Below are 13,289 nucleotides of genomic sequence, written 5' to 3'. Positions count from 1 at the left end.
TATTAATTACTTGTTGCAACTGGAATCGGGTCTGCATAATTGGCCAATCCGTAGTTTTGAGTTTGACTTAGTTCGGGATTTTTCACATGCCATTCAAATTCATCTCTGAAATGACGAATTGCTGCTGCTACAGGCCATGCTGCAGCATCACCTAACGGACAAATAGTGTTTCCTTCGATTTTTCTCTGGATGTCCCAAAGTAAATCGATGTCCTCCATTTTTCCTTCTCCTTTTTCTATTTTCTTTAAAATCTTATGCATCCATCCCGTTCCTTCACGGCAAGGAGTACACTGTCCGCAACTTTCATGGTGATAAAATCTCGCCAAAGTCATGGTATGTTCTACAACACACTGGTCTTCATCCAATACAATAAAACCTCCTGAACCCATCATCGTTCCGGTAGCAAAACCACCGTCAGCAAGAGATTCATAGTTCATATATCTTGGTTCACCGTTTACCGTTTTCAATAATAAGTTTGCCGGAACAATTGGAACTGAGCTTCCTCCAGGAATACAAGCCTTTAGCTTTTTACCGTTTGGAATTCCACCGCAATATTCGTCAGAATAAATGAATTCTTCAACAGTAATGGTCATGTCGATTTCATATACTCCAGGCTTATTAATATTTCCGCAAGCAGAAATTAATTTTGTACCTGTAGATCTTCCAACACCGATTTTAGCATATTCCGCACCTGTAATATCAATGATAGGAACGATTGCTGCGATAGATTCAACGTTGTTTACTACGGTCGGTCTTTCCCAAAGTCCTTTTACAGCAGGGAAAGGTGGTTTTAATCTTGGGTTTCCTCTTTTTCCTTCCAGAGATTCTAGCAAAGCAGTTTCTTCACCACAGATATAAGCTCCGCCACCTCTTTGAACGTAAATTTCACAATCGAAACCTGTTCCCAAAATGTTTTTACCTAAAAATCCTGCAGCTTTAGCTTCATCAATCGCTTCTTCCAAAATATCAGGAATCCATGAATACTCTCCACGGATGTAGATATAAGAAACATTTGAACCTAAACAATATGAAGAAATTAGCATTCCCTCAATCAAAAGATGAGGAAGAAATTCCATTAAATATCTGTCTTTAAAAGTTCCCGGTTCAGATTCGTCTGCATTCACTACCAAGTGTCTTGGCACACCTTCCGGTTTTGCCAGAAAGCTCCACTTCATTCCTGTTGGGAAACCTGCACCACCACGACCACGAAGACCTGAAGTTTTTACCTCTTCAAGAATTTCATCGGGTGTCATTTTCAAGGCTTTTTCAGCTGCTGTATAACCTCCCTGTTTACGGTAAGTTTCATAGTAACGGATACCTTCGATGTGTGCGTCTTTAAGTAAAAGTTTTTTACTCATTTTAATATGCTTATTGCAATTGGCTTTTGGCTTCTTGCATTTAATTGTTAAAATTTAAATTAATTTAAAACCAAAGATTTTAAATTGTATTAGCCCAAATCAACTTGTCCTTCTCTGCAAAGATCAAGGATTTCGTCCACTTTTTCTATGGTTAAATTTTCGTGATAGAACTTTCCTAACTGTAGCATAGGAGCATATCCGCAAGCACCAAGACATTCAGCTGGCTTTAATGTAAACATTCCGTCTGCGGTAGTTTCACCATCCTTGATGTTCAGTTTTGTTCTGATGTGATCTAATATTTTTTCGCTTCCACTTACCATACATGGTCCGGTTCTGCAAACTTCCAAAACATATTTGCCGACAGGCTTCATATTAAACATTGTATAGAAAGTTGCCACTTCATATACTTCAATTGGTTTAATGCTTAATAATTCAGCAACATAATCCATCACAGGAACATCTAACCAACCTCCAAATTCTTTCTGTGCAATATGCAGCACTGGAAGAAGAGCCGATTTTTGTTTTCCTTCGGGATATCTAGCGATAATTTTATCTACCTGCTGTAAACTTTCCGGTTTAAAAGCTATTGTTTCGCTCATTTTTTATCTAAGATTTCAGATGCCAGATTTCAGACATCAGATTTTAAATTTATATATAAAGCGAAGAGTCTAACATCTTAAATCTGATGTCTAACGTCTTCTTTTTATGCGTCTAATTCTCCCGCAATAATATTCATACTACACATAGTAACGATCGCATCAGAAATTACTGAACCTGTAATCATTTCAGGATAAGCCTGATAATAAATGAAACAAGGTCTTCTGAAATGTAATCTGTATGGCGTTCTACCACCATCACTTACCAGGTAGAATCCTAATTCGCCGTTTCCACCTTCTACTGCGTGGTAAACTTCGCCTTTCGGAACATCAGTTTCTCCCATTACAATTTTGAAATGGTAAATTAAAGCTTCCATTTTCTGATAAACATCTGCCTTCTCAGGAAGATAAAAATCAGGAACGTCCGCATGGAAAGGTCCTTCTGGAAGATTATCGTAAGCTTGGTTGATTATTTTTAATGATTCCCAAATCTCTTGTTGACGAACCATAAATCTGTCGTAAGTATCTCCTGCAGTTCCCACAGGAATGATGAAGTCAAAATCTTCGTAAGAAGAATAAGGTTCTGCAACTCTTACATCATAATCAACACCTGATGCACGTAAATTCGGACCTGTAAAACCATAGCTTAAAGCTCTTTCAGCAGAAATTGCTCCTGCACCAATGGTTCTGTCCATAAAGATCCTGTTTCTCTCTAACAACTGACCAAATTCAGCAAATCTTGCAGGGAAAGTTTTTAAGAAGTCTTTCAGCAATTCATGGAATTTTGGAGTGAAATCTCTTTCAAAACCTCCGATTCTCCCCATATTGGTCGTCATTCTTGCACCGCAAATCTGCTCGTACATATCATAAATACGTTCTCTTTCGATGAACATATAAGTCAATCCTGTAATTGCACCTGCATCCATTCCAGTTACTCCGTTACAGATTAAGTGGTCACCGATTCTTGCCAGTTCCATTAAAATAACACGCATATAATCTACACGTTTCGGAACTTTGATGCCAATTAGCTTTTCAACTGTCATGTGCCATCCTAAATTATTGATAGGAGCCGAGCAGTAGTTCATACGGTCTGTAAGCGTAGTGATCTGAGAATAGTTTCTTCTTTCAGAAATTTTCTCAAAAGCTCTGTGGATATAACCAACTGTCTGCTCAGCATGAAGAATTCTTTCTCCATCCATCGTCAACACATTCTGGAAAATTCCGTGTGTTGCAGGGTGAGTAGGTCCGAGATTTAAGGTATATAACTGCCCGTCAATCTGTTCTTTACTTTCGTGTTGGTTAAGTATATTAGATAATGAGTTATCTTTCATAATATTTGCTTTTAGCTATTTGCTTCTGGTTATTGGCTAATTGCCATCCGCCATTGGCTATATTATCTTCCGAACATTGAATCATCCTTGTCTGTTCTTGTACCATCTTCCAGACGATATTCTTTCAACATAGGGTGGTATCCAAGATCTTCCATATTTAAAATAGGTCTTAGATCCGGATGACCTTTAAATTTAATTCCGTAGAAATCAAAAGTTTCTCTTTCCATCCAGTTAGCTCCTGCGTATAATTCAGTCAGAGAATCTACTTCAATATTTTCTCTCGACATGAAGATCTTCAGACGCAATCTGAAATTAGTCATCATGTTTTGTAAATGATACACTACACCGATTTCTTTATCTGGAAATTCTGGGTAATGGATTCCACAAACGTCTGTAAGGAAATTGATTTCCAATGAAGAGTCTTTCAAATAATGAATGACTTTTTTGATATCTTCTTTTTTAATTTCAATTGTCAGCATTCCGTAAGGTTCTGAACTAGAAATTACAGTTTCCGGAAATTCTCTCGTAATTGCTTCTAATACAAATTCGTTCGTCATTTCTCTTAGTTGCTAATGTTATAAGAGTCTAGTAAATGCTGATATTCTGGTGCATCTCTTCTTCGTAAACTCTCGCTTTCTGCCAGAGCCTGAACCTGCATTACACCTTCGATGATCTGCTCTGGTCTTGGCGGGCATCCAGGAACGTAAACGTCTACAGGAATGATTTTGTCAATTCCCTGTAAAACAGAATAACTGTCGAAAATACCGCCGCTTGAAGCACATGCTCCAACAGCTACAACCCATTTTGGCTCAGCCATTTGAGTATAAACTTCTTTTAAAACAGGTCCTAATTTTTTAGATATAGTTCCGCAAACCATCAGCATATCAGCCTGTCTTGGTGAGAAAGAGTTTCTTTCCATACCAAATCTTGAAGCATCATACGTTGGGTTTAGCGTCGCCATAAATTCGATACCACAACAAGAGGTTGCAAACGGTAGAGGCCAAAGTGAAAACTTTCTTGCCATTCCGATAACACTGCTCAATTTCGTTGCGAAAAAACCTTCTCCTTCAAATCCTTCGGGAGCTGGTGCATCTGTTCTTATAATTGGTTTTTGATCTGACATTTTGTTGATTTTAATATTCTAATTTAGATTCTAAATTACGATTAATGTTAACCTTAATTCAATTGTGTTTATCTAAATCTCTTATTTAAAATGATGATTGATTATTTATCCCAATCTAATGCTCCACGTTTCCAGACATAAAAAAATGCAAGGAAGAAGATTGCTACGAACATTAGTACTGCAAAGAATCCTTCCATTCCGAATTCTCTGAAATTAACTGCGTAAGGATAAAAGAATACAATTTCGATATCAAACAATACAAAAAGTACTGCCGTTAGGAAATATTTAATAGAGAATGGAGTTCTTGCATTTCCTTCAACAGGAATACCACATTCCCAGCTTGAGTTCTTTACAGAATTCCCTTTTTTTTGCTGCGGACCCAAAAAATGAGCGCCTAGCAAAGAAATGGCAACAAAACCAATGGCTACACCGGCTTGTATGAGTATTGGAATATAACTTTCGGGTAAATTCATTTTTACATTATTATCTCAAGTTGCAAATTTAGGCAATAAACAATAAAGCATGAAATTAATCAACTTAAAAGTCTGATGAAAATAGGAAAAACCGATAATTTAGAATCAATAAAAATAATGTTTACTTCTTCAGTTTTTTGAGGAGAGAGAATGCCATAAATGAAATGTAACCAAAAAGCACACTTGCATACAAAATGTTGATGATGGTATTTATACGGTTATCCTCAGGCTGTAAAAAGAGATTGTAAGAGATAAAACCTGCAATTAAAATTGCGAAAACAATGAGATGTATTTTCATATCAGAATTTTAAAGAATAGGTTCTTCTTCTTTTATGATTCACAGGGTTATAATCTTGCCAAAGCACTTGCACGCTTTTGTTTTCTTCCAGTTCTGGATTAGTTTCAGCGAAATCGATTCCCATATTGTTGAAGCGGACGAAGATTTCTTTAAAAATAATTGCCGTTACGCCACGTCTTTGGTATTCCGGATGAATTCCGATCAGATAAAAATTGGCTCTATCGTTTTTCCTTTGAGCCTGCATAAAATGCCACCAGCCAAATGGAAAAAGTTTACCTTTCGCTTTTTGTAGTGCTTTAGAATATGAGGGCATCGTCACTGCGAAAGAAACCAGTTCGTCATGTTCATCAACAACACAAATCACGTAGTTTTTCGCAATCATCGGGAAGAACTTCTCTTTGTAAGTTTTGATTTGCTCTTCGGAAATAGGGGTGTAAGTTGAGAGGTGTTTGTAGGTTTCGTCAAGCAACTTAAACATAGGTTTTACATACGGTAAAATCTCTTCTTTGCTTTGGAAATCTAAAACTCTCAATTTATATTTTTCAGCAATCAGTTTGCTGAATTTTTCCACTTTAGGAGGAAGAACTTTAGGGAAGTTCATCTCAAATTCTACCCATTCTTTTTCTTTTACAAGTCCAAGATTTTCGATGTGCTGAGTGTAATATTCATGATTATAAATTCCGATCATCGTGGCAATTTTTTCAAACCCGAACGTCAACATTCCTGCTTTGTCAAGATTTGTGAAACCCATCGGCCCTTCAATTTTGTCAATCTGATGCGACTTGGCATAATTGATAACGGTATCGATTAATGCTTTTGAAACTTCTTTGTCGTCAATAAAATCAATCCATCCGAAACGAACTTTTCTGATGCCGAGTTCTTTTTCTTCTTTATGATTGATAATTACGGCAATTCTTCCGACTATTTTCTTGTCTTTCCATGCCAGAAACTGCTTTGCTTCAGAATACTGCAACGCAGGATTTTCCTGAGAATTCCACACGTTCAACTCGTCTTTCACAAATGAAGGAACGTAGTAAGGATTGTTTTTGTACAAATCCATCGGGAATTTTACAAATTGTTTTAATTCGTTAGGTGTTTTTACTTCAAGAATTGAAACTTCTGACATAGTATTTTAGGGTAATTTCTACCACAAATATAATTAATAATTGTTAATACTTTGGCACAATTATTACATCTCATATATAGAATTATTATATTTTAAATATCAGAAAAAATGACAGGTTATTATCTTATTATAGGAATCTCGATGCTCCTAAGCTGGCTGGTTTCCTCAAGATTGAAATCTAAATTCGAGTATTACTCAAACGTACATCTTAGAAATGGACTTTCAGGAAAAGAAGTGGCAGAAAAAATGTTGAGAGACAACGGAATTAATGATGTACAGGTGATATCAGTTCCGGGACAACTCACAGATCATTATAATCCAGCAGACAAAACAGTAAACCTTTCAGAAGGTGTTTATATGCAGAGAAATGCAGCAGCAGCAGCGGTTGCGGCTCATGAATGTGGTCATGCTGTACAACATGCAGTTGGTTATTCGATGCTGCAATTAAGATCTAAATTGGTTCCTGTCGTAAGCATCAGTTCTAATTTAATGCAGTTCGTTCTCATGGGAGGTATTGTGGTGATGGCAATGAGTGGAAACAAAATAGTACTGCTGATTGGAGTCATTATGTTCGCATTGACGACACTTTTTGCATTCGTAACACTTCCGGTGGAGTATGATGCAAGTAACAGAGCGATGAAATGGCTGAAAGATACGGGAACGGTAACTGCGGAAGAATTTGTTGGCGTGAAAGACAGTCTTACTTGGGCTGCTAGAACGTACCTTGTTGCTGCTCTTGGTTCTTTAGCTCAGCTTCTTTATTTTGCTTCTCTTTTGATGGGCGGCAGAAGAGATTAGAATTTAGTCTTTAAAATCAAAAGAAATATGTTGCATCTCAGAGAGTTTTTCTGAGATGCTTTCTTTTTGTGCTGTTTTTAAAGTAGCCGTAAGAATACAGTTTTCATCAGCGTCAAAGTTCAAAACTTTTGCATCGAATTTTGAGAGCAAAGTGAAAATAACATTTTGCTGATTGAAGTTAAACTGAATTTCAATCTCGGTTTCTAATTCTCTAGTGATGATTTTGGCATCCTCTAAAGTTATTTTTGCACATTCTTTATACGCTTTTACCAAACCTGAAACGCCCAATTTTGTACCGCCATAATAACGAACGCTGATGACCAAAACATTAGTAATTTCGTTTGCTAAAAGTTGATTGTAAATTGGCAAACCCGCACTTCCGGAGGGTTCTCCATCGTCATTTGCTCTGTAGTTTTCTCCATTCAAGCCCATTCGGAAAGCATAACAATGATGGGTCGCTTTCGGGTGTTCTAATCTTACTTTTTCTAAAGCATTTTTGAGCTCAGTTTCATTATTGACGGGAAATGCAAACCCGATAAACTTGCTTCCTTTTTCTTTAAGAAGGGTGTTTTCAATCGGTTTTTCAATGGTTTTATATTCGTGTATCATTTCTTCAAAATTCTAATTTGAATTTTTATGAAATTCCATCACATTATCTCTGAATTTTTTAACTTCAAAAGGTTCATGCTGAAATCTTGGAGCTTTCGTTCCGTTTTCAATTTGGAGATTTTCATTTTTAATAACAATGGTTTCATCCCACAAATTAGCATCTATAAATTGCTGTAAAACCAAATTCCCACCCTCAACAATTACAGATTGTGTTTGCAACTCATATAGTTTGTTAAGTAATTTTTCAATAAATCCTTCTCTTTCAGTTTTGATAAATCTAATATTCCCTTCATCGGAATTTTTTACTGAATTAAACACTAAAGTTTCTGCTTCATTGTTGTAAATGTGATAATCAGTCGGAACTTTCAGATCAATATCAATCAGGATTCTTATTGGATTTCTTCCCGTCATCTCCCTTGTGGTAAGGCTAGGATTATCGCGCAAAGCAGTCATCGTTCCGATAAGAATAGCATGCTCGTTGTTTCTCAATTCATGCACGTATTGTTTCGTAAGGGAATTGCTAATCTGTGTCGGTTTAAAATCTTTATCTATAAACCCGTTTCCGGACTGAGCCCATTTTAGAACGATAAAAGGGCGTTTTTTCTCGTGGTAAGTGAAAAATCTTTTATTTAAATCAATACAGTCATTTTCCGAAACTCCGGAAATTACTTCAATTCCTGCATCCTTAATAATTTTTTTTCCTTTTCCGTTCACTTTATCATGAGAATCCATTGCGCCGATAACGACTTTTTTAAATCCTAATTCCACGATTTTTAAAGCACACGGCGGCGTTTTTCCAAAGTGAGCACAAGGTTCCAGCGAAACATAGATGGTAGATTCCGGGATCAGACTTTTATCTTCTACAGAATTAATGGCGTTGATCTCAGCATGGTTTTCTCCTGCTTTATGATGGCAACCTTCACCAATGATTTTTCCGTTGTGAACAATCACGCTTCCCACCAAAGGGTTGGGGTAAGTGTCTCCTGTAGCTTTTTTAGCTAACTCGATGCATCTTTTTATATAAAATTCCTCTTGCATAATATGAAAAAAGCGAAGACAAATTTCTTTGCTTCGCCTGTATAAATTGTATTAAATATTTTAATCTCCAGAAATGATATTGTGCAGATTCTGCTTCAATGTTTCTAAGTGACCTTTTTTATTATCGATTGTATTAAACGTTTCTGCAAGCATCGGGTTTTCTCTCGATGGTTTTTTGAAGAAAGATAAGTTGTTCTCTAGTTTTACGATTTCAGCTTCAAGATCAGAAATCTGGCTCTTGATTTTTCTCGCTTTATCAGTCAATTGGTTTTCAGACAAACCTTCTTCTTTCAGTTCCAATTCATTGATTTTATTCAACTTTAATTTTTCTCTTAAAGTCTTATTAAATTCAGAGTTGATGCCGATTTTATCTCTAGGAACTTTCCCGATGTTGTTCCACGCAGTTTTGATGTTTTCAATTTTCTCGATGCTTCCTTCATCGTCAGAAATAGTTTTAAGCTCTTCAAGAATTTCTTTTTTCTGCTTATAATTTTCTTTCCAGTTGTCGGTAGAAGCACTGCTTTTTTCTCTGTAATTATTAAAAAATGTGTTGCAAGCCTCACGGAACTCATCCCAGATTTTATTGGTCATGCTTTTCGGAACGTGACCGATTTTTTTCCAGTCTTCCTGAAGTTTTTTGAAAAGAGCAACCGCAATATCCCAATCTTCAGAAAGCATATTGTCTTTTGCAGTCTGAATCAATTTTAATTTTTCATCCAGATTCTCTTGTTGAGAACCTTTCAATGATTTATAGTAATTGTTTTTTGTAGTATTAAAACTTCTCAGCGTAGATTTAAAATCGTTCCAGTTGTTGTTGGATAATTTTCTAGGAACACTTCCTGTTTTTAAAAATTCTGAACGAAGTTCTTCCACTCTTTTGATAGAATTCTGCCAATAATTATGGTTTGGAGTATCTTTCGGCTCAGATAATTTCTTGATCTCAGCAATAATTTCGTTTTTCTTCTCGAAATTAGCATTTTGTTCAGTTTCAATCGCTGCAGAAAGTTCAGATTTTCTTTCGTGAATTTTGTTTGAAATTTCTTTAAACTCATCCCAGGTTTTCTCACGGAATTCTTCAGCAACGGGCTCAGCTTCTTCTTTCCAAAGCTTATGCAGATATTGCAATTCGTTTAAAGCTTTTTGTACAACCGGCTCGTTTTCCAACTCTTTTGCACGGGCAATGATGTGTTGTCTTTTTTCAAGATTGTGGCTGTATTCCTGCTCAAGGAATTCTTTATTCAAATCCAACATCTGATAAAACTGATTCAAATGATGGAAATAATTATTGTTGAGGATTTTAAATTCAGATTTTGCAACCTGTCCGGCTTTCGACCACTCTTCTTTAATCTCACGAATTGATTTGAAAAGATTGACTCCAGGCTCAGAATTGGTATATAGATTTTTTAATCTGTCAATTAAATTTTGACGGTGATCTAAGTTTTTTTTCTGTTCCTCTTCCTGACCTTTTTGAAATGCGTCGTGCTTTTCTTTGTAAATATGAATCAGTGCAGAAAGTTTAGACTGCGCAGGATGCTCATAGCTGAAATTTTCAGGTGCATTTCCGGCTTCTGCATATTCGTGCTTTTTGTCTTCGATCTCATCGTGAATGGCATGATTTGCTTTTTCTTTCAATGCATTAAACTGTCTGAAATTTTCTCCCGCAGTTGTAGAATTGATTATTTTTTCCATTTCTTTCAAGGCATCCGCCAGAGAAATATCTGCATCTACATGTTCTTCTGTATGTTCAGTTTCTTCTTCGTGGGGTGTTTCTTCTGAAGAAACTGTAATTTCAGATGTTTCCTGTGGAGTTTCCTCGGTAGAAATTTTATTTTCTTCGTTTTCAGAAAGGTTGTTTTCTGTAGTCATAGCAAATCTTTTATGTGAGTGGCGTTATTTCTCTATATGTAGTAAAAGCCTAATAATGTACTAATTTATGTTATTTTTTTTTATTATTCCAAATTTCCCAAGCTTTTTCTGCTTGTTGCTCAAGCATGTAAAATCCGTTCGCCGTTTTTGCTTCATTTTCGGCAGATTTAATGATGAATTTTGAATAATTCGGATTGTAGATTAAGTCAATCACCAAGTGATCTTTTGTAAGTCCGTCAAAAGGAAAATCTAAACAGTCATCAATATTAGGAAATGTTCCAACTGGTGTACACTGTACGATGATCTTATGATTTTGAACTGTTTCTTTATCTAAATTTTCAAAATTTAAATCTGAATTTCTTGATACTATTTTTGATGAAATTCCATTTTTGGATAAAACATATTGAATTGCTTTTGCAGCACCGCCGTTTCCTAAAATCAATGCGGTATTTTGTTGTGCTTTTCTGTGAATTTTCAGTGTTTTTTCAAAACCAAATGCATCGGTGTTGTAGCCTGTTTTTTTACCTTCATGAATCAAAACACAGTTCACAGCACCAATTTCTCTGGCTTCATCACTTAGATCATCCAGATAATCGATGATTTTTTCTTTGTAAGGAATGGTAACATTAAAACCTAAAAGTTCAGAGTCTTGAAACAAATTTTCAACCTCATTAATTTCCTGAAGGTCAAAAATCTGATATGAAAAATGATTAAGCATTTGCTTTTGAAATTTTTCTTCAAAAAAATTCTTAGAAAAAGAATACGAAATGTTTCTCCCGATGAGACCTAGTTTTTTATTGGAATCCATAATTCAAAAATAAAAAAAAGACCGAAAAAATCGGTCTTTTAGTTGAATAATATTTAGTTTAATTAATCTACGATGAATTTTGAAGAGATGTTATCTGTTTTCAAGATATAAACTCCTTTTGTAATTCCGTGAAGATTGATTTTGTTTGAGTTTTTAAAAGGATTTGCAATCGACTGAATCAACTTTCCTGATAAGTCATAGATTTCAGCGTTTACAATTTTGTTTAAGTTTTCACCTTTTACAAAAAGCTCATTGTTTTTTACCGGGTTAGGGTAGATGCTGAAAGATTTTTCTTTCGTAGTCTCTAATGTTGACAGTGTACTGAAACACGTCCAACTAAGATCATCAATCGCTACTCTGTTTGAAGAGTTTGGATTTATTAATTTGATCACGACATTTCCTGAAATATTAAGATTGTTTATAGTAGTCGTATTGACTGTGAAGTCTACAGGTATAGTTCCGACAATATTTCCGTTTATTTCAAGGTTTAAAACGCCAGCAGTACCATTGGTAAATTTTATTTGTGTGGTAACTGTCAATGATTGAATTCCTCCTGAAACGGTTGAGCTTGTAAGATTTCCATTTTGTATGGTAATTGCTTTTCCGTTAATAGTTTGATCAATCCTTGCATCAGTGGCTGTCCATGTAATATTGTTATTAGTCCAAGTTCTTGTAGCGTAAGCTGGAGTTGTAGAAGTTGGAATATTTGTGAAATTCTCAGTTCCACAGCTTCCGCTTCCGCCTCCCGGCTGTCCTGCAAGAGTAGTTTCTGTTGCGATATTACTTTGTGGAGAGGGGTTTCCTGCAGCATCTTTAGCAATTACGTAGAAGTTGTAAGATGTTAAAGGAGTCAGACCCTGAACCGTTGCTGTTGTTCCTGATACTGTAGTTTTATATACAGAATTTGCATAAATATCATATCCGGCAACTCCTATGTTATCTGTTGAAGCTGTCCAATTTAATGCAACAGTGTTTGAAGTCGGATTATTTGCAATTAAATTAGTTGGAGCAGTCGGAGCTTGTGTGTCAATAACAGGAGTTCCCCAAACTGCGTTTACGTATGATGGGTTGTCAATGTAAGGATTTCTGTTACCCTGAAAAGTGTAAGATGCATTATTTCTTGCAATCTCTGCAGGAGAAACAGGATCCATAGCATTCCACGCCAAAAGTTGATTAAGTTCCCATGTCTGTAGGCCAGGATAGGCAGAGCCTCCCAACATGTTTCCGGAAGAGAATCCGGAAAGCTGAGTTTCGTATCTTGTTACAAAATAGAATATCATTCTTGCAACATCGCCTTTGAATTCGTCTATAGGTTCAAATACAGTTCCCGAATATCCTGGTGACACTGAGTTTCCTACTTTAGATCCGTTTTCAGAAGTGAAAGAGGCTGTACCTACTTTACCAAAAGGATAATTCGATCTCTCACCATTTACCTTGCCGTCAGTTGCTCTGATGAAATGAACGTCATTTCTCATCGGAGATGCCTGATTAAATAAACTTTGAGGAACGATATGCTCTCTATTGTAACAATCTCCTTCACCTGCATAGCCATTGGATCCACACTGATTGGTAGTAATGGCGAAATTGTATGGGTCAGCTGCATTGGGTCTTTCGGAGTAAATGTCTAAGATAGATCCGTCGTTTTCGTAGAAATAATCACGATCTGTTGTTTGGTATGCAGTCCATAATCCAGAATACCCCATGTCGTTATGACCAGAAGTTATGATTAAATTAAGTTGGCTTTTCAGGTTCGATCCTGTACCCGTTGCGTTGTCATAATATCCAACCGGGATTTGTGCAAAAGCATTAACAAAAAGAATACTTAATACAAAAGAAAATAGAATTCGCTTCATTTTTTTTAAATT

At 36.0% G+C, this 13,289-nt stretch carries 14 protein-coding genes; 1 reads left to right on the top strand and 13 read right to left on the bottom strand.

What is annotated here, in order from left to right:
* Window positions 1-2: 2 nt before the first annotated feature.
* The 8 genes from nuoF to LNP04_RS07185 form a co-directional block, all read right to left on the bottom strand.
* Window positions 3-1,358 (bottom strand): NADH-quinone oxidoreductase subunit NuoF, encoded by a 1,356-nt coding sequence (nuoF, locus tag LNP04_RS07220; RefSeq protein WP_229985863.1) that lies wholly within the window; start codon window positions 1,356-1,358, stop codon window positions 3-5.
* Window positions 1,359-1,447: 89 nt separating this feature from the next.
* The gene (gene nuoE, locus LNP04_RS07215) at window positions 1,448-1,957 is read right to left on the bottom strand and encodes an NAD(P)H-dependent oxidoreductase subunit E (protein WP_229985862.1); all 510 of its coding nucleotides are present in this window, start codon (window positions 1,955-1,957) and stop codon (window positions 1,448-1,450) included.
* Window positions 1,958-2,061: 104 nt separating this feature from the next.
* The gene (gene nuoD / locus LNP04_RS07210) at window positions 2,062-3,285 is read right to left on the bottom strand and encodes an NADH dehydrogenase (quinone) subunit D (RefSeq protein ID WP_229985861.1); all 1,224 of its coding nucleotides are present in this window, start codon (window positions 3,283-3,285) and stop codon (window positions 2,062-2,064) included.
* Between the two features lie 62 nt (window positions 3,286-3,347).
* The gene (locus tag LNP04_RS07205) at window positions 3,348-3,842 is read right to left on the bottom strand and encodes an NADH-quinone oxidoreductase subunit C (protein ID WP_229985860.1); all 495 of its coding nucleotides are present in this window, start codon (window positions 3,840-3,842) and stop codon (window positions 3,348-3,350) included.
* 5 nt (window positions 3,843-3,847) lie between these two features.
* Window positions 3,848-4,408: an NADH-quinone oxidoreductase subunit B gene (locus LNP04_RS07200; protein ID WP_229985859.1), complete on the bottom strand. Its 561-nt coding sequence runs from the start codon at window positions 4,406-4,408 to the stop codon at window positions 3,848-3,850.
* Window positions 4,409-4,509: 101 nt separating this feature from the next.
* A complete protein-coding gene (locus LNP04_RS07195) occupies window positions 4,510-4,881 on the bottom strand; it encodes an NADH-quinone oxidoreductase subunit A (protein WP_229985858.1) in 372 nt (123 codons plus the stop codon).
* Window positions 4,882-5,002: 121 nt separating this feature from the next.
* Window positions 5,003-5,179, bottom strand: a complete 177-nt coding sequence (locus LNP04_RS07190; RefSeq protein WP_229985857.1) for a hypothetical protein — start codon at window positions 5,177-5,179, stop codon at window positions 5,003-5,005.
* A gap of 1 nt (window position 5,180) precedes the next feature.
* Window positions 5,181-6,305, bottom strand: coding sequence for a GTP cyclohydrolase (locus LNP04_RS07185; RefSeq protein WP_229985856.1), 1,125 nt, complete (start codon window positions 6,303-6,305; stop codon window positions 5,181-5,183).
* A 108-nt stretch (window positions 6,306-6,413) separates the two neighbouring features.
* Between LNP04_RS07185 and LNP04_RS07180 the strand changes: the two genes are divergently transcribed.
* Window positions 6,414-7,103: a zinc metallopeptidase gene (locus LNP04_RS07180; protein WP_129534826.1), complete on the top strand. Its 690-nt coding sequence runs from the start codon at window positions 6,414-6,416 to the stop codon at window positions 7,101-7,103.
* Window positions 7,104-7,106: 3 nt separating this feature from the next.
* Here the strand turns inward: LNP04_RS07180 and LNP04_RS07175 are convergent, their stop codons facing one another.
* The 5 genes from LNP04_RS07175 to LNP04_RS07155 all read right to left on the bottom strand — a co-directional run bounded on the left by LNP04_RS07175 (window position 7,107) and on the right by LNP04_RS07155 (window position 13,277).
* Entirely contained in the window at window positions 7,107-7,712 is a 606-nt protein-coding gene (locus LNP04_RS07175) for a YigZ family protein (RefSeq protein WP_229985855.1), read from the bottom strand.
* Window positions 7,713-7,724: 12 nt separating this feature from the next.
* A complete protein-coding gene (gene ribD, locus LNP04_RS07170) occupies window positions 7,725-8,750 on the bottom strand; it encodes a bifunctional diaminohydroxyphosphoribosylaminopyrimidine deaminase/5-amino-6-(5-phosphoribosylamino)uracil reductase RibD (protein WP_229985854.1) in 1,026 nt (341 codons plus the stop codon).
* Window positions 8,751-8,810: 60 nt separating this feature from the next.
* Window positions 8,811-10,616, bottom strand: coding sequence for a DUF349 domain-containing protein (locus tag LNP04_RS07165; protein ID WP_229985853.1), 1,806 nt, complete (start codon window positions 10,614-10,616; stop codon window positions 8,811-8,813).
* 70 nt (window positions 10,617-10,686) lie between these two features.
* Complete coding sequence (locus tag LNP04_RS07160; RefSeq protein WP_229985852.1) at window positions 10,687-11,424, bottom strand: shikimate dehydrogenase; 738 nt, start codon at window positions 11,422-11,424, stop codon at window positions 10,687-10,689.
* A gap of 62 nt (window positions 11,425-11,486) precedes the next feature.
* A complete protein-coding gene (locus tag LNP04_RS07155; RefSeq protein ID WP_229985851.1) occupies window positions 11,487-13,277 on the bottom strand; it encodes an endonuclease in 1,791 nt (596 codons plus the stop codon).
* Between the last annotated feature and the right edge of the window lie 12 nt (window positions 13,278-13,289).

This window comes from Chryseobacterium sp. C-71, assembly GCF_020911865.1.
GTDB lineage: Bacteria > Bacteroidota > Bacteroidia > Flavobacteriales > Weeksellaceae > Chryseobacterium.
Note: the sequence above shows the minus strand (reverse complement) of the source record. Positions and strands in the feature narration are given on the sequence as shown.

Excerpts from the sequence above, each read along its gene's own strand:
- nuoD (WP_229985861.1), bottom strand. The coding sequence starts at position 3,285 with ATGAAAGATAACTCATTATCTAATATACTTAACCAACACGAAAGTAAA.
- LNP04_RS07185 (WP_229985856.1), bottom strand. The coding sequence starts at position 6,305 with ATGTCAGAAGTTTCAATTCTTGAAGTAAAAACACCTAACGAATTAAAA.
- nuoE (WP_229985862.1), bottom strand. The coding sequence starts at position 1,957 with ATGAGCGAAACAATAGCTTTTAAACCGGAAAGTTTACAGCAGGTAGAT.
- LNP04_RS07175 (WP_229985855.1), bottom strand. The coding sequence starts at position 7,712 with ATGATACACGAATATAAAACCATTGAAAAACCGATTGAAAACACCCTT.
- nuoF (WP_229985863.1), bottom strand. The coding sequence starts at position 1,358 with ATGAGTAAAAAACTTTTACTTAAAGACGCACACATCGAAGGTATCCGT.
- LNP04_RS07195 (WP_229985858.1), bottom strand. The coding sequence starts at position 4,881 with ATGAATTTACCCGAAAGTTATATTCCAATACTCATACAAGCCGGTGTA.
- LNP04_RS07160 (WP_229985852.1), bottom strand. The coding sequence starts at position 11,424 with ATGGATTCCAATAAAAAACTAGGTCTCATCGGGAGAAACATTTCGTAT.
- LNP04_RS07155 (WP_229985851.1), bottom strand. The coding sequence starts at position 13,277 with ATGAAGCGAATTCTATTTTCTTTTGTATTAAGTATTCTTTTTGTTAAT.
- ribD (WP_229985854.1), bottom strand. The coding sequence starts at position 8,750 with ATGCAAGAGGAATTTTATATAAAAAGATGCATCGAGTTAGCTAAAAAA.
- LNP04_RS07190 (WP_229985857.1), bottom strand. The coding sequence starts at position 5,179 with ATGAAAATACATCTCATTGTTTTCGCAATTTTAATTGCAGGTTTTATC.
- LNP04_RS07205 (WP_229985860.1), bottom strand. The coding sequence starts at position 3,842 with ATGACGAACGAATTTGTATTAGAAGCAATTACGAGAGAATTTCCGGAA.
- LNP04_RS07180 (WP_129534826.1), top strand. The coding sequence starts at position 6,414 with ATGACAGGTTATTATCTTATTATAGGAATCTCGATGCTCCTAAGCTGG.
- LNP04_RS07200 (WP_229985859.1), bottom strand. The coding sequence starts at position 4,408 with ATGTCAGATCAAAAACCAATTATAAGAACAGATGCACCAGCTCCCGAA.
- LNP04_RS07165 (WP_229985853.1), bottom strand. The coding sequence starts at position 10,616 with ATGACTACAGAAAACAACCTTTCTGAAAACGAAGAAAATAAAATTTCT.